This window comes from Rhizobacter sp. P5_C2 (assembly GCF_054049715.1).
On the sequence record NZ_JBFULV010000012.1, the window covers coordinates 37,342 to 60,308 of the forward strand.

Annotated in this window: 1 protein-coding gene; it reads left to right on the plus strand. The window is 67.3% G+C overall.

The features are described 5' to 3' along the window. Positions 1–179: 179 nt before the first annotated feature. On the plus strand, positions 180–22,958 hold the full coding sequence (locus ACXJLU_RS06345; protein ID WP_457329597.1) for a VCBS domain-containing protein: 22,779 nt from the start codon (positions 180–182) through the stop codon (positions 22,956–22,958). Positions 22,959–22,967: the final 9 nt, after the last annotated feature.

The window sequence follows — 22,967 nt, forward strand, 5'->3', positions numbered from 1 at the left end:
GTTTCGAACTCGCCCGAAACCCTTTGAACGGGGCCGAACAACCCAAGCTTATTGCCCCACAAAGGGCCAGTTTCGGTGATTCAGGTCACGAACCGAGGCGGTAGATTCATCCATAAGCGCTGGGTTTCTGGATATCCTGACTGGTAAGTTCTGGCCAGTTTTGTGTCCGAGGAAATCCCATGCCCACCATCGTCCAAACCCAACACGGCAAGGTGACTGCACTGTGGGGTGCCGCCTTGATCCGCACGCCCGACGGCCACGTCCGGGCGCTGCAGGTGGGCGATGTCGTCGAAAAGGGCGACGTGATCCTGACGACGCAAGACGGCATCGTGCGGCTCGACGACCTCGACGCACCGACGATGGCCGCGGCACCGAAGATTCCGGAACCGGTCGACACCGACATCGATCGCGTGATCGCCGAGTTGAACCAGCCCGATTCGCTGACGGCCCCGGCCGCCGGCCTGACCGGCGGTGGCGGTGGCGGCTTGACCCCCGGCCTGCGCGTCGACCGGATCTCCGAAGCCACGACCAGCGACAGCCTGGGCTTCAGCGACACCGCGGCACCGGCCGCAACCACGCCTCCCATCGTCTCGACGAGTGCCAACGGCGCTGAAGCGGCCGCCGCGCCGGCACCTGTTGCAGCCCCTGCACCCGCCCCGGCCCCTGCACCCGCTCCGGCACCAGGACCCGCTCCTGCACCCGCCCCCGGTCCAGCCCCTGCCCCCGCGCCGGCACCCGATCAGGCGCCGGTCGGCCGGGCCGACACCATCAATGCGGTGGAAGACACGCGGGTCACCTTCGACCCGCGCGCCAACGACACCGACGGCGATTCGCCGTCGCTGGCCATCGTCTCGGTCGGCGGCCAGCCGATCGCGGTCGGCACGCCGGTCGTGCTGCCCCAGGGCACCGTGACGCTGAACCCGGATGGCACGCTGAGCTTCACGCCGGCGCACGATTTCAATGGCTCGCTGAACGTGCCGTACACCGTCAGCGACGGCAGCCTGCAGTCATCGTCGAGCCTGACGATCAACGTGGCGGCGGTCAACGACGCCCCGGTCGCCGCGAATGACAGCGTGTCGAGCGCGATCAACCTGCCGGTCACCATCCCGGTGCTGGCCAACGACACCGACGTCGACGGCGACACGCTGAGCGTCAGCAACCCGGTGCTGGGCAACCCGGCACTCGGCAGCGTGGCGGTCAACGGCAACGGCGAACTGGCGTTCACGCCCGCCACCAATGTCAGCGGCCCCGTCACCATCACCTACACCGTGTCCGACCCGTCGGGCGCAACAGCCAGCGCCACCGTCACTGTCAACGTCGGCGCGAACACGCCGCCGAGCGGCACCGACGGCGCGCACACGCAGAACGAAGACAGCGCGTACAGCCTGCAGGCGAGCGACTTCGGCTTCAGCGACCCGGACGCCGGCCAAGCCTTCGCCGGCGTGCGCATCGACGCGCTGCCGGCCGCCGGCAGCTTGCTGCTCAACGGCGCGTCGGTGACGGCCGGCACCGTCGTCTCGGCCGCGGACATCGCCGCCGGCCACCTGGTGTTCACGCCGGCCGCCGATGGCAACGGCAGCGGCTACGCCAGCATCAGCTTCAGCGTGCAGGACAGTGCTAGCGCCTTCGACGCCACGCCGAACAATTTCAGCTTCAACGTCACGCCGGTCAACGATGCGCCGCGGGCGCAGGGCGACGCGGTCTCGGCCACCGAAGACACGCCGGTCACCTTCGACCCGCGTGCCAACGACACCGATGTCGACAGCCCGGCCCTCGCGATCACCCAGGTGGCCGGCCAGCCGATCGCGGTCGGCACGCCGGTGAGCCTGCCCGAAGGCAGCGTGTCGCTGAACCCGGACGGCACCCTCACCTTCACGCCCGCGCCCGATTTCAACGGCCCGGTCAGCATTCCGTACACCGTCAGCGACGGCACGACGCCGGCCACATCGACCATCACCGTGCAGGTCGCGGCGACGCCCGATGCGCCGGTGATCACCGGGCCGCTGGCCGGCAGCGTCACCGAAGACCTGGTGCCGGGCAGCACCGGCAAGCTGAACATCACCGATCCGGACGGCCCCGCCGAATCCGCCTTCGTCGCGCAAACCGGAACGACCGGCAGCTACGGCAGCTTCACGCTCGCGAGCGACGGCACCTGGGCCTACACGCTCGACAACGCGGCACCGAACGTGCAGGCGCTGGCGGCCGGCAGCAGCGTCACCGAGAGCTTCACCGTCACCACGGCCGACGGCAGCAGCCGCAGCGTCGTGATCACCGTCAACGGCAGCAACGATGCGCCGGTGGCCGTGAGCGACACCGGCCATGCCACCGAAGACAGCCCGCTGGTGGGCAACGTGCTCGCGAACGACAGCGACGTCGACGCCGGCAGCAGCCTGTCGGTGACGCAGTTCAGCGTCGGCGGCAACACCTACACGGCGGGCCAGGCCGCGACCATCGCCAACGTCGGCACGCTGCTGATCGCGACCGACGGCGGCTACATCTTTGCGCCGCTGCCGAACTACAACGGCGCGGTGCCGGCCGTCATCTACACCGTGAGCGACGGCAGCGCGAGCTCGAGCGCCTCGCTCAGCCTCACCGTGAGCGCGGTGAACGATGCGCCGGTGGGCGTCAACGACAGCCTGAGCGTCGGCGAAGACAGCACCGCCAGCGGCAACGTGCTGGCCAACGACACCGACGTCGACCACGACGCGCTGTCGGTGACGCAGTTCAGCTTCAACGGCAACACCTACGCGGCCGGGCTGACGGCGGTCGATCCGGCCACCGGCTCGCTGCGTATCAATGCCGACGGCAGCTACAGCTTCACGCCCAACCCCGACTACCACGGCGCCGTGCCGGTCGTCACCTACACGCTGAGCGACGGCACGACCACCTCGACCGCACAGCTCACGCTGACGATCACGCCGGTGAACGACGCGCCGGTGGCGGTCGACGACGTGGCCTCGACCGCGATCAACAGCGCGGTGACGATCGACGTGCTGGCCAATGACCGCGACATCGACGGCGACACGCTGACCGTCAGCAACCCGGTGCTGGCCAACCCGGCCCAGGGCACGGTGTCGGTCGACGCGAGCGGCCACGTGGTCTTCACGCCGGCCACCAATTTCAGCGGCGCGGTGCAGATCCAGTACACCGTGACCGACCCGAGCGGCGCGAGCGCCACGGCGAACGTCACCGTGAACGTCGGCACCAACACGCCGCCGACCGGTGCGGACGTGACCCGCACGCTGGCGGAGGACAGCAGCTACACGGTGCAATCGGGCGACTTCGGCTTTGCCGATGCGGATGCCGGGCAGACGCTCGTGAACGTTCGCATCGACACGACGCCGGCCGCCGGCACGCTGCTGCTCAACGGCGTGGCCGTGGCGGCGGGCCAGATCATCTCGGTGGCCGAGATCAACGCCGGGCACCTGGTGTACGCGCCGGCTGCCAATGGCAACGGCGCGCCGTACGCGTCGTTCAGCTTCAGCGTGCAGGACGGCGCGGGCGCCTTCGATGCGGCACCGAACACGCTGAGCCTGAACGTGACGCCGGTGGCCGATGCGGCCGTGATCACCCCGGGCTCGGGCGCGGTCACCGAAGACACGGCGGTCGACGTGGGCGGACAGCTCAAGACGGGCGGCACGCTGGCGATCGCCGATCCGGATGCGGGCGAGGCGGCGTTCCAGCCGCAGGCTGCCACGGCGGGGACCTACGGCACCTTCACGCTGGGCGCAAATGGGGTGTGGGTCTATGCGGCGGCGAACAACAACGCGGCGATCCAGGCATTGCCCGCGGGGCAATCGCTGACCGAGACCTTCACGGTGAAGAGCGTCGACGGCACCTCGTCGACCGTCACCGTCACCATCCACGGCACCAACGATGTCGCGGTGATCAGCGGCGCCACGTCGGGCTCGGTCACGGAAGACACGAGCGTCAACGGCTCCGGCAGTCTCACCACAGGCGGCACCCTCGCCGTCACCGATGTCGATACCGGTGAAGCGGCCTTCCAGCCGCAAGCCTCCACGGTGGGTACCTACGGTTCGTTCACCCTTGCCGCCAACGGCACGTGGACTTATGCCGCGGCCAACAACAACACCGCGATCCAGGCGCTCGGCGCCGGTCAATCGCTGACCGAGACCTTCACCGTCAAGAGCGCTGACGGCACGTCGTCGAGCGTCACCGTCACCATCAATGGAACGAACGATGTCGCCGTGATCGGCGGTACCGCGTCCGGCGCCGTGACCGAAGACACGGGCGTCACCGCTGGCAACCTGACGACCGGCGGCACGCTCTCGGTCGCCGACGTCGACACCGGCGAAGCAGCCTTCCAGCCGCAGGCCTCCACTGCCGGCACCTATGGCACGTTCACGCTCGGCACCAACGGTGCCTGGACCTACACGGCCGCCAACAGCAATGCGGCCGTCCAGGCCCTGCCCGCTGGTCAATCACTCACCGAGACCTTCACGGTCAAGAGCGTGGATGGCACGTCGTCGACGGTCACCGTCACGATCCATGGCACCAACGATGTCGCCGTGATTTCCGGAGCGACCGCTGGCAGCGTCACGGAAGACACCGGCGTCACCGGTGGCAACCTGACCACCGGCGGCACGCTCTCGGTGACCGACGTCGACACTGGGGAAGCGGCATTCCAGCCGCAAGCCTCGACAGCAGGCACCTACGGCTCGTTCACGCTCGCCTCCAATGGCACGTGGACCTACGCCGCGGCCAACAACAACGCGACCATCCAAGCACTGGGTGCCGGTCAATCGCTGACCGAGACCTTCACGGTCAAGAGCGTTGACGGCACCTCATCGACCGTCACCGTCACGATCAACGGCACCAATGACACCGCCGTGATCGGCGGCACTTCGACCGGCAACGCCACGGAAGACAGTGCCGTCAACGGCGCCGGCAACCTGACGACCGGCGGCACGCTGAACGTCTCCGATGTCGACACCGGCGAAGCGGCGTTCCAGCCGCAGGCCTCGACGGCCGGCACCTATGGCTCATTCACACTCGGCACCAATGGCGCCTGGAGCTATACCGCAGCCAACGGCAACGCGGCCGTCCAGGCACTGCCGGCTGGCCAGTCGCTGACGGAGACCTTCACCGTCAAGAGCGTCGACGGCACGTCGTCGAGCGTCACCGTCACCATCCATGGCACCAACGATGTCGCCGTGATTTCCGGCGCCACTTCGGGCGCTGTCACGGAAGACACGGCTGTCAACGGTTCGGGCAACCTCACGACGGGCGGCACGCTGAGCGTCGCCGACATCGACACGGGCGAAGCAGCCTTCCAGCCGCAAGGTTCCACCGCCGGCACGTATGGCAGCTTCACCCTCGCCTCCAACGGCACGTGGACCTACGCCGCGGCGAACAACAACCCGACCATCCAGGCCCTGGGTGCCGGCCAGTCCCTGACCGAGACCTTCACGGTCAAGAGCGTCGATGCCACATCGTCGTCGGTCACTGTCACGATCCACGGCACCAACGATGTCGCGGTGATTTCCGGCGCGACCGCTGGCAGCGTCAAGGAAGACACGGGTGTCGCCGGCGGCAACCTGTCGACGGGCGGCACGCTCTCGGTCACCGATGTCGACACCGGCGAAGCGGCCTTTCAGCCACAAGCCTCGACGGCCGGCTCCTACGGCAGCTTCACGCTCGCATCCAACGGCGCGTGGACCTATGCAGCAGCGAACAACAACGCGACCATCCAGGCGCTCGGCGCGGGTCAGTCACTGACCGAGACCTTCACCGTCAAGAGCGTCGACGGCACCTCGTCGACCGTCACCGTCACGATCAACGGCACCAACGACGTGGCCGTGATCAGCGGCGCCAACTCCGGCGCCGTCACGGAAGACACTGCCGTCAACGGTGCAGGCAACCTGACGACCGGCGGCACGCTGAGCGTCGCAGATGTCGACACCGGCGAAGCGGCGTTCCAGGCGCAAGCCTCGACCGCTGGCAGCTACGGAACCTTCGCGCTCGGCTCGAACGGCGCGTGGACCTACACGGCGTCCAACGGCAACGCGGCCGTGCAGGCACTGCCTGCAGGCCAGTCGCTGACGGAGACCTTCACGGTCAAGAGCGTCGATGGCACCTCGTCGTCGGTCACCGTCACGATCCACGGCACCAATGATGTCGCCGTGATCTCCGGCGCGACCGCTGGCAGCGTCACCGAAGACACCGGCGTCACCGGCGGCAACCTGTCGACAGGCGGCACGCTCTCGGTGACCGATGTCGACACCGGCGAAGCGGCCTTCCAGCCGCAAGCTTCGACGGCCGGCACGTACGGCTCCTTCACGCTCGGCTCGAACGGCGCGTGGACCTACACGGCCTCGAACAGCAACGCTGTGATCCAGGCGCTGCCTGTTGGCCAGTCGCTCACCGAGACGTTCACCGTCAAGAGCGCCGATGGCACCTCGTCGGCCGTCACGGTCACCATCCATGGCACGAACGACGTTGCCGTGATCTCCGGCATCACGTCCGGCTCGGTCACGGAAGACACGGCCGTCAACGGCGCTGGCAGCCTGACCACCGGGGGGGCGCTCAGCGTCACCGACGTCGACACCGGCGAAGCGGCATTTCAGGCGCAAGCTTCCACCGCCGGTACCTATGGCAGCTTCACGCTGGCTTCCAACGGCACGTGGACCTACGCCGCGGCGAACAACAACCCGACCATCCAGGCGCTGGGCGCCGGTCAATCGTTGACGGAAACGTTCACGGTCAAGAGCGTCGACGGCACCTCGTCGAGCGTCACCGTCACGATCAACGGCACCAATGACACCGCCGTGATCGGCGGCGCCTCGACCGGCAGCGTCACGGAAGACAGTGCCGTCAATGGCGCCGGCAACCTGACGACGGGCGGCACGCTGACCGTCTCCGACGTGGACACCGGCGAAGCGACCTTCCAGCCGCAGGCCTCGACGGCCGGCACCTACGGCACGTTCACGCTGGGCACCAACGGTGCCTGGACCTACACGGCGGCCAACAGCAACGCGGCTCTCCAGGCCCTGCCGGCTGGCCAGTCGTTGACGGAAACCTTCACCGTCAAGAGCGCCGACGGCACCTCGTCGAGCGTCACCGTCACCATCCATGGCACCAACGACGTCGCGGTGATCTCGGGCGCGACCTCGGGCGCCGTCACGGAAGACACGGGCGTCACTGGCGGCAACCTGACGACGGGTGGCACCCTCGCGGTCGCCGATGTCGACACGGGTGAAGCGGCTTTCTCGCCGCAAGCCTCCACCGCCGGCACCTACGGCTCGTTCACGCTCGGCACCAACGGTGTCTGGACATACACGGCCGCAAACAGCAACGCGGCGATCCAGGCACTGCCGGCCGGTCAGTCACTCACCGAGACCTTCACGGTCAAGAGCATCGATGGCACCTCGTCGACGGTCACCGTCACGATCCATGGCACCAACGATGTCGCCGTGATTTCCGGCGCGACCGCTGGCAGCGTCACGGAAGACACGGGGGTCGCCGGCGGCAACCTGTCGACGGGTGGCACGCTCACCGTCACCGATATCGATGCCGGTGAGGCGGCCTTCCAACCGCAAGCCTCCACCGCGGGCACCTACGGCTCCTTCACGCTCGCATCCAACGGCGTGTGGACCTATGCAGCAGCGAACAACAACGCGACCATCCAGGCGCTCGGCGCGGGTCAGTCGCTGACCGAGACCTTCACCGTCAAGAGCGCTGATGGCACTTCATCGACAGTCACGGTCACGATCAACGGCACCAACGATGTCGCCGTCATCAGCGGTGCCAACTCCGGCGCCGTCACGGAAGACACCGCTGTCAATGGCTCGGGCAACCTGACGACCGGCGGCACGTTGAGCGTCGCCGATGTCGACACCGGCGAAGCGGCCTTCCAGGCGCAAGCCTCGACCGCTGGCACCTACGGAACCTTCGCGCTCGGCTCGAACGGCGCGTGGACCTACACGGCGTCCAACGGCAACGCGGCCGTCCAGGCACTGCCTGCGGGCCAGTCGCTGACGGAGACCTTCACGGTCAAGAGCGTCGACGGCACCTCGTCGACCGTCACCGTCACCATCCATGGCACCAACGACGTCGCTGTGATCAGCGGCGCCACGTCGGGCTCGATCACGGAAGACACGGCCGTCAATGGCGCCGGCAACCTGGCGACGGGTGGCACGTTGGCGGTCGCCGATGTCGACACTGGGGAAGCGTCCTTCCAGCCGCAAGCGTCCACCGCCGGCACCTACGGTTCGTTCACGCTGGCTTCCAACGGCACGTGGACCTATGCCGCGGCCAACAACAACGCGACCATCCAGGCACTGGGCGCTGGTCAATCGCTGACCGAGACCTTCACGGTCAAGAGCGTCGACGGCACCTCGTCGAGCGTCACCGTCACGATCAACGGAACGAACGATGTCGCCGTGATCGGTGGCACCGCGTCCGGCTCCGTGACCGAAGACACAGGCGTCACCGGTGGCAACCTGACGACAGGCGGCACGCTCTCGGTCGCCGATGTCGACACCGGCGAAGCGGCATTCCAGCCGCAGGCATCTACAGCAGGCACCTACGGCAGCTTCACGCTCGGCTCGAACGGCGTGTGGACTTACACGGCTTCGAACAACAGCGGCGCTGTCCAGGCACTGCCCGCCGGCCAGTCGCTCACCGAAACCTTCACCGTCAAGACCATTGACGGCACGTCGTCGAGCGTGACGGTCACCATCCATGGCACCAACGACGTCGCCGTGATCTCCGGCGCGACCGCTGGCAGCGTCACCGAAGACACCGGTGTCACCGGCGGCAACCTGTCGACAGGCGGCACGCTCTCCGTGACCGACGTCGACACCGGCGAAGCGGCCTTTCAGCCGCAAGCTTCGACGGCCGGCACATACGGCTCCTTCACGCTCGGCTCGAACGGCGCGTGGACCTACACCGCCTCCAACGGCAATGCCGCGATCCAGGCACTGCCGGCCGGCCAGTCGCTGACCGAGACCTTCACGGTGAAGAGCGTCGATGGCACCTCGTCGACGGTCACCGTCACGATCCACGGCACCAACGATGTCGCCGTGATTTCCGGCACGACCGCTGGCAGTGTCACGGAAGACACGGGTATCGCCGGCGGCAACCTGTCGACGGGCGGCACGCTCAGCGTCACCGACGTCGACACCGGCGAAGCAGCCTTCCAGCCGCAAGCCTCGACCGCCGGCACCTACGGCTCCTTCACGCTGGCCGCCAATGGCGCGTGGGCCTACGCCGCGGCCAACAACAACGCGACCATCCAAGCACTGGCCGCTGGTCAATCGCTGACCGAGACCTTCACGGTCAAGAGCATCGATGGCACCCTGTCGACCGTCACGGTCACGATCAACGGCACCAACGACGCCGCTGTGATCTCTGGCGCGACCTCTGGCAGCGTCACGGAAGACACCGGCGTCACGGGCGGCAACCTGACGACCGGCGGCACGCTGGCCGTCACCGACGTCGACACCGGCGAGGCGGCCTTCCAGCCGCAGGCCTCCACTGCCGGCACCTATGGCACGTTCACCTTGGGCGTCAATGGCGCCTGGACCTACGCCGCAGCGAACAACAACGCCACGATCCAGGCACTGGGTGCCGGTCAATCACTGACCGAGACCTTCACCGTCAAGAGCGCCGACGGCACCTCGTCGAGCGTCACCGTCACGATCAACGGCACCAACGACGTCGCGGTGATCAGCGGCGCCAACTCGGGCTCGGTCACGGAAGACACCTCCGTCAACGGCGCCGGCAACCTGACGACCGGTGGCACGCTGAACGTCGCCGATGTCGACACCGGCGAAGCGGCCTTCCAGCCGCAAGCCTCGACCGCTGGCAGCTACGGCACGTTCACGCTCGGCTCGAACGGCGCGTGGACTTACACGGCGTCCAACAGCAACGCGGCCGTCCAGGCACTGCCTGCAGGCCAGTCGCTGACGGAAACCTTCACTGTCAAGAGCGCTGATGGCACCTCGTCGACTGTCACGGTCACGATCAACGGCACCAATGACGTGGCCGTCATCAGCGGCGCCACGTCCGGCTCGATCACCGAAGACACGGCCGTCAACGGCGCCGGCAACCTCAGCACCGGTGGCACGCTGAGCGTCGTCGATGTCGACACCGGCGAAGCGGCCTTCCAGCCGCAAGCGTCCACTGCTGGCACCTACGGCTCCTTCACACTCGGCGCGAACGGCGCGTGGGCCTACGCCGCCTCCAACGGCAATGCCGCGATCCAGGCACTGCCGGCCGGTCAGTCACTCACCGAGACCTTCACGGTCAAGAGCGTCGATGGCACGTCGTCGACGGTCACCGTCACGATCCATGGCACCAATGATGTCGCCGTGATATCCGGCGCGACCGCTGGCAGCGTCACGGAAGACACGGGGGTCACCGGCGGCAACCTGTCGACGGGCGGCACACTCTCGGTCACCGATGTCGACACCGGCGAAGCGGCCTTCCAGGCGCAAGCCTCGACCGCTGGCACCTACGGAACCTTCGCGCTCGGCTCGAACGGCGCGTGGACTTACACGGCCTCCAACGGCAACGCGGCCATCCAGGCGCTGCCTGCAGGCCAGTCGCTGACGGAGACCTTCACCGTCAAGAGCGTCGATGGCACACCGTCGACGGTCACGGTCACCATCAACGGCACCAATGATGTCGCCGTGATCAGCGGCGCCACGTCCGGCTCCGTGACGGAAGACACCGCCGTCAATGGCAGCGGCAACCTGGCCACGGGCGGCACGCTGGTCGTGACCGATGTCGACGCGGGCGAAACGGGCTTCCAGCCGCAGGCCTCGACGGCCGGCACCTACGGTTCGTTCACGCTGGCCACCAATGGCACGTGGACCTACGCTGCTGYCAACAACAACGCCACGATCCAGGCGCTGGGCGCTGGTCAATCGCTGACCGAAACGTTCACCGTCAAGAGCGTCGATGGCACCTCGTCGACTGTCACCGTCACGATCAACGGCACCAACGACGTCGCGGTGATTTCCGGCGCCACGTCCGGCGCGGTCACGGAAGACACAGCCGTCAACGGATCGGGCAACCTGACGACCGGCGGCACGCTGGCCGTCACCGATGTGGACACCGGCGAAGCGACCTTCCTGCCCCAGGCCTCGACTGCAGGCACCTACGGCACGTTCACCTTGGGCGCCAGTGGCGCCTGGACCTACGCCGCAGCCAACAACAACACCACCATCCAGGCGCTCGGCGCGGGTCAATCGCTGACCGAGACCTTCACCGTCAAGAGCGCTGATGGCACTTCGTCAACCGTCACCGTCACCATCAACGGTACCAATGACGTGGCGGTCATCAGCGGCGCCAACTCTGGCGCCATCACCGAAGACAGCGGAGTCGCAAACGGCAACCTGAGCACCGGCGGCACGCTGAACGTCACCGATGTCGACACCGGCGAGGCAGCCTTCCAGCCGCAAGCCTCGACCGCCGGCACCTACGGAACCTTTGCGCTCGGCTCGAACGGCGCGTGGACTTACACGGCCTCCAACGGCAACACGGCCGTCCAGGCACTGCCTGCCGGCCAGTCGCTGACGGAGACCTTCACCGTCAAGAGCGTCGACGGCACCTCGTCGAGCGTCACCGTCACCATCCACGGCACCAACGATGTCGCCGTGATTTCCGGCGCCACTTCGGGCGCCGTCACGGAAGACACGAGCGTCAACGGCTCCGGCAACCTCACCACAGGCGGCGCCCTCGCCGTCACCGACGTCGACACGGGCGAAGCGGCCTTCCAGCCGCAGGCTTCGACCGCTGGCACCTACGGCTCCTTCACGCTGGCCACCAATGGCACGTGGACCTACGGCGCAGCCAACAACAACGCCACGATCCAGGCACTGGGTGCCGGTCAATCGCTGACCGAGACCTTCACGGTCAAGAGCATCGATGGCACCCCGTCGACCGTCACGGTCACGATCAACGGCACCAACGATGCAGCCGTGATCGGTGGCACCTCGACGAGCAGCGTCGCGGAAGACACGGCGGTCAATGGTTCGGGCAACCTGACCACCGGCGGCACGCTCACGGTTTCCGACGTCGACACCGGCGAGGCGGCTTTCCAGCCGCAGGCCTCGACCGCCGGAACCTACGGAACCTTCGCACTTGGCTCGAACGGTGCCTGGACTTACGCAGCATCGAACAACAACGCCTCGATTCAAGCGCTGGGCGCTGGCCAATCGCTGAGTGAGACCTTCACGGTCAAGAGCGTCGACGGCACCTCGTCGACGGTCACCGTCACCATCCACGGCACTAACGATGTCGCAGTGATCAGCGGCGCCACATCGGGCTCCGTGACCGAAGACACCGCCATCAATGGCAGCGGCAACCTGACGACGGGCGGCACGCTGATCGTTGCCGACGTCGACACCGGTGAAGCGGCCTTCCAACCGCAGGCCTCGACTGCTGGCACGTACGGCTCCTTCACGCTCGCTTCCAACGGCACCTGGACCTACGCAGCTGCAAACAACAACCCGACCATCCAGGCGCTGGGCACTGGCCAATCGCTGACCGAGACCTTCACGGTCAAGAGCGTCGACGGCACCTCGTCGACGGTCACGGTCACGATCAACGGCACCAACGACGCCGCCGTGATCGGTGGCACGTCGACTGGCAGCGTCAACGAAGACACGGCCGTCAACGGCGCTGGCAACCTGACGACCGGCGGCGCGCTGAACGTCACCGACGTCGACACCGGCGAAGCGACCTTCCAGCCCCAGACCTCGACCGTCGGCACCTACGGCAGCTTCACGCTCGGTGCCAGCGGCGCCTGGACGTACACCGCGAGCAACAGCAACCCGACGATCCAGGCCTTGCCTGCCGGGCAATCGCTCACCGAGACTTTCACGGTCAAGAGCGCTGATGGCACCCCGTCGACCGTCACCGTCACCATCCACGGTACCAACGATGTCGCGGTGATCTCTGGTGCGACTTCTGGCAGCGTCACGGAAGACACCACCGTCACCAGCGGCAACCTGACGACGGGCGGCACGCTCTCGGTTGCCGATGTCGACACCGGCGAAGCAGCCTTCCAGCCGCAAGCCTCCACTGCTGGCACCTACGGTTCGTTCACGCTGGCCTCCAACGGCACGTGGACTTACGCCACCGCCAACAACAACGCGACCATCCAGGCACTGGGCGCCGGTCAGTCGCTGACCGAGACCTTCACCGTCAAGAGCATCGATGGCACCCCGTCGACCGTCACCGTCACGATCAACGGCACCAACGATGTCGCCGTCATCAGCGGCGCCAACTCCAGCGCCGTCACGGAAGACACCGCCGTCAATAGCTCGGGCAACCTGACGACAGGCGGCACGCTGAGCGTCGCCGATGTCGACACCGGCGAAGCGGCCTTCCAGCCGCAAGCCGCGACCGCCGGCACCTACGGTTCGTTCACGCTCGCCTCCAACGGCACGTGGACCTACGCCGCGGCCAACAACAACGCGACCATCCAGGCACTGGGCGCTGGTCAATCGCTGACCGAGACCTTCACGGTCAAGAGCATCGACGGCACCTCGTCGACGGTCACCGTCACCATCAACGGTACCAATGACACCGCCGTGATCGGCGGCACCTCGACCGGCAGCGTCACGGAAGACAGTGCCGTCAACGGCGCCGGCAACCTGACGACGGGCGGCACGCTGACCGTCTCCGACGTGGACACCGGCCAGGCGACCTTCCAGCCGCAGGCCTCGACGGCCGGCACCTATGGCTCGTTCACGCTCGGCGCCAATGGCGCCTGGAGTTACACGGCCGTCAACGGCAATGCGGCCATCCAGGCCCTGCCCGCTGGCCAATCGCTCACCGAGACCTTCACGGTCAAGAGCGTCGACGGCACCTCGTCGACCGTCACCGTCACGATCCACGGCACCAACGACGTCGCCGTGATCTCCGGCGCGACCGCCGGCAGCGTCACCGAAGACACCGGTGTCAGCGGCGGCAACCTGTCGACAGGCGGCACGCTCTCGGTGACCGACGTCGACACCGGGGAAGCGGCCTTCCAGCCGCAAACCGCCACCGCTGGCGCTTACGGCTCCTTCACGCTCGGCTCGAACGGTGCGTGGACGTACACCGCCTCCAACGGCAGCGCAACCGTCCAGGCGCTGCCTGCAGGCCAGTCGCTCACCGAGACCTTCACGGTCAAGAGCGTGGATGGCACGTCGTCGACGGTCACCGTCACGATCCACGGCACCAACGATGTCGCAGTGATCTCCGGCGCAACGTCTGGCTCGGTCACGGAAGACGCGGCCGTCAATGGCGCGGGCGACCTCACCGCCGGCGGCACGTTGGCCGTCACCGACGTCGACACCGGCGAAGCAGCCTTCCAGCCGCAGGCTTCGACTGCCGGCACGTACGGCTCCTTCACGCTCGCCTCCAATGGCGCGTGGACGTATGCAGCGGCGAACAACAACGCTTCGATCCAGGCACTGGGTGCCGGTCAATCGTTGACCGAGACCTTCACCGTCAAGAGCGTCGACGGCACCTCGTCGACGGTCACGGTCACCATCAACGGCACCAACGATGCAGCCGTCATTGGCGGCACGTCGACCAGCAGCGTCACGGAAGACACCGCCGTCAACGGAGCCGGTAACCTGACCACCGGCGGCACACTCACGGTTTCGGATGTCGACACCGGCGAGGCGACCTTCCAGGCGCAAGCCTCGACCGCCGGCAGCTACGGCACGTTCACGCTCGGCACGAACGGTGTCTGGACCTACACGGCCGCGAACAGCAATGCGGCTGTGCAGGCACTGCCTGCAGGCCAGTCGCTGACGGAGACCTTCACGGTCAAGAGCGTCGACGGCACGTCGTCGTCGGTCACCGTCACCATCCATGGCACCAACGACGTCGCTGTGATCAGCGGCGCCACGTCGGGCTCCGTGACCGAAGACACGGCCGTCAATGGCGCCGGCAACCTGACGACCGGCGGCACGCTGAACGTGTCCGATGTCGACACGGGTGAAGCGGCCTTCCAACCGCAAGCTTCCACCGCCGGCACCTACGGCTCGTTCACGCTCGCCTCCAACGGCGCGTGGACCTACGCCGCGGCGAACGGCAACTCGACCGTCCAGGCCCTGGGCGCAGGTCAGTCGCTGACCGAGACCTTCACGGTCAAGAGCGCCGATGGCACCTCGTCGACCGTCACGGTCACGATCAACGGCACCAACGATGCAGCCGTGATTGGTGGCACCTCGACCAGCAGCATCAAGGAAGACACCGCCGTCAACGGCTCGGGCAACCTGAGCACCGGTGGCACGCTCACGGTTTCCGATGTCGACACCGGTGAGGCCTCTTTCCAGCCGCAAGCCTCGACCGCCGGCACGTATGGCTCCTTCACGCTGGCCGCCAACGGCACGTGGACATACGCCGCGGCCAACAACAACACCGCGATCCAGGCACTGGGCACCGGTCAATCGCTGACTGAGACTTTCACCGTCAAGAGCGCGGATGGCACGCCGTCGAGCGTCACGGTCACCATCAACGGCACCAATGACGTGGCCGTGATCAGCGGCGCCAACTCCGGCTCCGTCACGGAAGACGCGGCCGTCAACGGTGCCGGCAACCTGGCCACCGGCGGCACCCTGGCCGTCACCGATGTCGATACCGGCGAAGCGGCCTTCCAGCCGCAAGCCTCGACCGCCGGCACGTACGGCTCCTTCACGCTCGCCTCCAATGGCACCTGGACGTATGCAGCGGCGAACAACAGCGCTGCGATCCAGGCCCTGCCGGCCGGCCAGTCGCTCACCGAGACCTTCACGGTCAAGAGCATCGACGGCACGTCATCGACCGTCACCGTCACGATCCACGGCACCAACGATGTCGCGGTGATCTCAGGCGCGACCGCTGGCAGCGTCACGGAAGACACCGGCGTTGCAGGTGGCAACCTGTCGACCGGCGGCACGCTCAGCGTCACCGACATCGACACCGGCGAAGCAGCCTTCCAGCCGCAAACCTCCACCGCTGGTGCGTACGGCTCCTTCACGCTGGGCACCAACGGCGCCTGGACCTACACAGCCTCAAACGGCAATGCGGCAGTCCAGGCACTGCCTGCTGGCCAGTCGCTGACCGAAACGTTCACCGTCAAGAGCGTTGACGGCACGTCGTCAACCGTCACCGTCACGATCCATGGCACGAACGACGTTGCCGTCATCTCCGGTGCGACGACCGGCAGCGTCACCGAAGATGCCGGCGTCTCCGGTGGCAACCTGTCGACCGGCGGCACGCTCAGCGTCACTGATGTCGATACCGGCGAAGCGGCCTTCCAGCCGCAAACCTCCACTGCAGGCACCTACGGCAGCTTCACGCTCGGCTCGAACGGCGCGTGGACCTACACCGCCTCCAACGGCAGCGCAGCCATCCAGGCGCTGCCTGCAGGCCAATCGCTGACGGAGTCCTTCAGCGTCAAGAGCGTCGACGGCACCTCGTCAACCGTCACCGTCACGATTCACGGCACGAACGATGTCGCCGTGATCAGCGGCGCCACCTCCGGCTCCGTGACTGAAGACACCGCCATCAATGGCGCGGGCAACCTGGCGACCGGTGGCACGCTGGCCGTCGCCGATGTCGACACCGGCGAAGCGAGCTTCCAGCCGCAAGCCTCGACCGCCGGCACCTACGGCACGTTCACGCTCGCTTCCAATGGCACGTGGACGTACGCAGCGGCGAACAGCAACACCACGATCCAGGCGCTGGGCGCCGGTCAATCGCTGACCGAGACCTTCACGGTCAAGAGCTTCGACGGCACCTCGTCGACCGTCACCGTCACCATCCACGGCACCAACGACACCGCCGTCATCGGCGGCACCTCGACCGGCAGCGTCAAGGAAGACACCGCCATCAATGGCGCGGGCAACCTGTCGACGGGTGGCACGCTCACCGTCACCGATGTCGACACCGGCGAAGCGAGCTTCCAGCCGCAAGCCTCGACCGCCGGGACCTACGGCACGTTCAGCCTGGGCACCAACGGTGCCTGGACCTACACGGCCGCCAACAACAACGCCACCATCCAGGCGCTGGGTGCCGGTCAATCGCTGACCGAGACCTTCACCGTCAAGAGCGCGGACGGCACGCCGTCGACCATCACGGTCACCATCAACGGCACCAATGATGTCGCCGTGATCAGCGGCGCCAACACCGGCGCCGTCACGGAAGACACGGCCGTCAATGGCGCCAGCAACCTCACCACCGGCGGCACGCTGGCCGTCACCGATGTCGACACTGGCGAAGCGGCCTTCCAGCCGCAGGCCGCGACCGCCGGCACGTACGGCTCCTTCACGCTGGCTTCCAATGGCGCGTGGACCTACGCCGCAGCGAACAACAATGCTTCGATCCAGGCGCTCGGCGCCGGCCAGTCGCTGACCGAGACCTTCACGGTCAAGAGCATCGATGGCACGTCGTCGACGGTCACCGTCACGATCAATGGCACCAACGACACCGCCGTCATTGGTGGCACGTCGACGGGCAACGTCACCGAGGCGGGCGGCGCCAACAACGGCACCGCGGGCACGCCGACCGCTTCGGGCTCGCTCACCGTGACCGATGTGGATGCAGGCCAGGCTTCGTTCGCCACGCCAGCCAGTCTGGCTGGCACGTACGGGACGTTCACGTTCAACACCGCCACCGGCGCCTGGACGTATGCACTCGACAACACGAAGGTGGCGACGCAAGCATTGACCGCCGGTCAAACGGCGCAGGACACGCTGACCGTCACGAGCGCCGATGGCAGCGCCTCGCAGCAGATCAACATCACCGTCACCGGTTCCAACGACAACGCGGTCATCGGCGGCACGGCTACCGGCAACGTCGTCGAAGCGGGCGGAGCGAACAACGCTACCGCTGGTACCCCGAACGCTTCTGGCAGCTTGACGATCACCGATGTGGATGCGGGCCAAGCCTCGTTCGCCACGCCGGCCAGCCTGGCCGGCACCTACGGCACGTTCACCTTCAACACCGCCACCGGTGCCTGGACGTATGCACTCGACAATACCAAGGCGGCCACGCAAGCACTGACCGGCGGTCAGACCGCGCAGGACACGCTCACCGTCACCAGCTCCGACGGCAGCGCTTCGCAGCAGATCAACGTCACAGTCACGGGTGCGAACGACACCGCCGTCATCGGCGGCACTGCCACTGGCAACGTGGTTGAAGCAGGTGGCGTCAACAACGCCACCGCCGGCACGCCCACCGCCTCGGGCAGCCTGACCATCTCCGATGTCGACGCCAGCCAAGCCTCATTCGCTACACCGGCCAGTCTGGCCGGCGCTTACGGCACGTTCACGTTCAACACCACCACCGGTGCCTGGACCTACGCGCTGGACAACACGAAGGTCGCGACCCAAGCGCTGACGGCAGGCCAGACAGCGCACGACACGCTGACCGTGACCAGCTCCGATGGCAGCGCCTCGCAGCAGATCAACGTCACGGTCACCGGCGCCAACGACAACGCCGTGATCGGTGGCACGGCCACGGGCAACGTCGTCGAAGCGGGTGGCGCCAACAACGCGACCGCCGGTACGCCGAACGCTTCGGGCTCGCTCACCGTGACCGATGTGGACGCAGCCCAGGCTTCGTTCGCCACGCCGGCCAGCTTGGCTGGCGCGTACGGCACATTCACCTTCAACACTGCCACTGGCGCCTGGACCTACGCGCTCGACAACACCAAGGCTGCAACCCAAGCGTTGATCGCGGGCCAGACCGCGCACGACACGCTGACAGTCACCAGCTCCGACGGCAGCGCTTCTCAGCAGATCGACGTGACGGTCACCGGCTCCAACGACAACGCGGTCATCGGCGGCACGGCTATCGGCAACGTCGTCGAAGCGGGCGGCGCCAACAACGCCACCGCCGGCACCCCGAATGCGTCGGGCGCGCTCACCATCACCGATGTCGACGCCAGCCAAGCCTCGTTCGCCACGCCAGCCAGTCTGGCCGGCACGTACGGGACGTTCACGTTCAACACCGTCACCGGCGCCTGGACGTATGCCCTCGACAACACCAAGGCGGCCACGCAAGCACTGATCGCTGGTCAGACGGCGCAGGACACGCTCACCGTCACGAGCGCCGATGGCAGCGCCTCGCAGCAGATCAACGTCACCGTCACCGGCTCCAATGACAACGCGGTGATCGGTGGCACGGCTACCGGCAACGTCGTCGAAGCAGGCGGCATCAGCAACGCCGCTGCTGGCACGCCGAACGCCTCGGGCAGCTTGACGATCGCCGACGTGGACGCAGGCCAGGCCTCGTTCGCCACGCCGGCCAGCTTGGCCGGCACCTATGGCACGTTCACGTTCAACACCGCCACCGGCGCCTGGACGTATGCCCTCGACAACACGAAGGTGGCGACGCAAGCACTGACCGCCGGTCAGACGGCGCAGGACACGCTGGCCGTCACGAGCGCCGATGGCAGCGCCTCGCAGCAGATCAACATCACCGTCACCGGCTCCAACGACAACGCGGTCATTGGCGGCACCGCCACCGGGAATGTGATTGAAGCGGGTGGCGCGAACAACGCCACCACCGGTACGCCGAACGCTTCGGGCTCGCTCAACGTGACCGACGCCGATGCAGGCCAATCGTCGTTCGCGACGCCGGCCAGCCTGGCAGGCACCTACGGCACGTTCACGTTCAACACCGCTACTGGTGCCTGGACTTACGCGCTCGACAACACGAAGGCGGCGACGCAAGCGCTGATCGCTGGCCAGACCGCGCACGACACGCTGACCGTGACCAGCTCCGACGGCACCGCCTCGCAGCAGATCGACGTCACCGTCACCGGCTCSAACGACAACGCCGTGATCGGCGGCACCGCCACCGGCAACGTCGTCGAAGCGGGTGGTACCAACAATGCCACCGCCGGCACACCGAACGCTTCGGGCAGCTTGACCATCAGCGATGTCGACGCCAGCCAAGCCTCGTTTGCAACGCCGTCGAGCCTCGCTGGCACCTACGGCACGTTCACGTTCAACACCGCCACCGGCGCCTGGACGTACGCACTCGACAACACGAAAGCCGCAACCCAGGCGCTGACCGCCGGCCAGACCGCGCATGACACGTTGACAGTCACCAGCTCCGACGGCAGCACCTCGCAGCAGATCGACGTCACCGTCACCGGCTCGAACGACAACGCCGTCATCGGTGGTACCGCCACGGGCAACGTGGTCGAAGCAGGCGGCGCGAACAACGCCACCGCCGGCACCCCGAACGCTTCGGGCAGCCTGACCATCACCGACGTCGACGCCAGCCAGGCCTCGTTCGCCACGCCGGCCAGCCTGGCTGGCACCTACGGCACGTTCACCTTCAACACCGCCACCGGTGCCTGGACGTATGCGCTCGACAACACGAAGACTGCGACGCAAGCGCTGATCGCTGGCCAGGCCGTGCACGACACGCTGACCGTCACCAGCACCGACGGCAGCGCGACCAAGCAGATCGACGTCACCGTCACCGGCGCCAACGACAACGCCGTGATCGGCGGCACCGCCACCGGCAACGTCGTCGAAGCCGGTGGCCTCAGCAACGCCACCGCCGGCACGCCGAACGCTTCAGGCTCGCTCACCGTGACCGATGGCGACGCAAGCCAGTCGTCCTTCGCCACGCCGTCCAGCCTGGCCGGCACCTACGGCACGTTCACGTTCAACACCGCCACCGGTGCCTGGACCTACGCCCTCGACAACACGAAGACCGCTACGCAAGCCCTGACCGCCGGCCAGACCGTGCACGACACCCTGACGGTTACCAGCAGCGACGGCAGCGCGACCAAGCAGATCGACGTCACCGTCACCGGCGCCAACGACACCGCCGTCATCGGCGGCACCGCCACCGGCAACGTCGTCGAAGCCGGCGGCGTCAACAACGCCATCGCCGGCACGCCCAGCACCTCGGGCACGCTGACAGTGACCGATGTCGATGCAAGCCAGTCGCCGTTCGCCACGCCGGCCAGCCTCAGCGGCACCTACGGCAGCTTCACCTTCAATGCCACCACGGGCGCCTGGACCTACACGCTCGACAACACCCGCAGCGCCACGCAGGGCATCGCCGCAGGCCAGGTCGTGCACGACACGCTGACCGTCACGAGCTCCGACGGCAGCGCGTCGAAGGTGATCGACGTCACCGTGACCGGCACGAACGACGCACCGGTGGCGAGAAGCGACCAGTCGGGCGTCAACGCAGGGAGCACGGTCAGCACCGACACCACCAGCGGCGTGATCGTGTCCGGCGCCAATGCCTCCAGCGCCGACACCGACGCCGATGGCGACACGCTGGCGGTCAGCAAGGCCGTGGCCGGCACCGGCACGCCGTCGACGGCCGTCACCGCGGCCGGCACCAGCATCACCGGCACCTACGGCACGCTGACGCTCAAGAGCGACGGCAGCTACAGCTACGCCGCCAGCAACGCCAATGCGATCGCGACCGGGACCGTCGTCGACGACGTGTTCACCTACCAGGTGAAGGACCCGAGCGGCGCCACGTCGAACGCGACGCTGACGATCCACGTCAGCGGCCAGGCCGATACCCTGACCGCCGGCACGCCGACCACGACGGTGATCACCAACACGCAAGGCTTGAACGGCGAGTACTACGGCTACAACGACAGCACGGTAACGGGCAACCGCCTCCACAGCGACGACGCGAGCGTGGGCAACCTCGACCGCGTGTCGGACTTCAACACGCTGGTCAACGCCCGCAATGCCGCGATGGGCGGCAGCAACGCCATCCTCGGAACCTCCACCGCGGCCGTCACCGGCACCGTCGACGCCCGCTTCCTCGCGAAGACCATCGACTACGGCAGCGCGCCTGACGTCACCAACTCGCTGGGCTCGAACAAGAACACCGCAGCCGGCGCCTCCACCTCGACGCTGACCGACGCCAACAGTTCGTTGTACAAGTTCCTGCACCGCACCGCGGGCAGCGATGCCGGCTCGCTGACGATCGAAAGCGGCACCGGCGCCGGCAGTGTCATCGGCACGGGCCCGACCAACGGCCTGGGCACCACCACCGATGCAGGCGTGCGCCTGACCGGCGAGGTGTACATGGCAGCCGGCAGCTACGACATCCGGGTCACCGCGGACGACGGCTTCCGCCTGATGCTGGACGGCCACCAGGTCGCGGTCTACGACGACATCCAGTCGCCGACCACCCGCGTCTACACCGGCGTGCCGATCACCGGCGGGCTGACGGCGCTGGAGCTGCTGTACTGGGAGCAAGGCGGCAACGCCGTGCTGAAGATCGAGATCAAGACCACCGGCACGGCCGACTCCACGTACCAGACGCTGGGCACGAGCAACTTCGCGATGTTCAGCGACGCGAATGCGCCGACGCTGTCGGACACGCAGGACATCATCGTGAGCGGCGGCCAGTACGTGATCCGCACCGGCTCGACGCTCGACGGCGGCGCCGGCAACGACTCGCTGACGGGCAGCGCCGCCCGCGACAAGCTGATCGGCGGCGACGGCAACGACTCCCTGAACGGCGGCGACGGCGCCGACACGCTGATCGGCGGCAAGGGCAACGACACGCTGGTCGGCGGCCTGGGCCACGACGTCTTCCAGTGGAAGCTCGCCGACCAGGGCACGACCGCGGCGCCGGCGCGCGACGTGATCACCGATTTCGACAACACCACCAACTCGGGCGACGTGCTGGACCTGCGCGACCTGCTGGTCGGCGAGGCGCACACGGCCAACAACGTGACCACCGCCACCAACATCGGCACCAACAACGCGACGGCGATCACGGTCGACCACGGCAACCTGAACAACTACCTGCACTTCTCGGTGGTGGGTGGCAACACGGTGGTCGAGGTCAGCACGACCGGCGGCTTCACCAACGGCACCTACAACGCCGCTGCGGTGAACCAGGTGATCACGATCAACAACCTGAACCTGACGAGCGGCTTCGCCACCGACAACCAGGTGCTCGACGACCTGCTGAAGCGCGGCAAGCTGGTGGTGGATTGAGAGAAGACC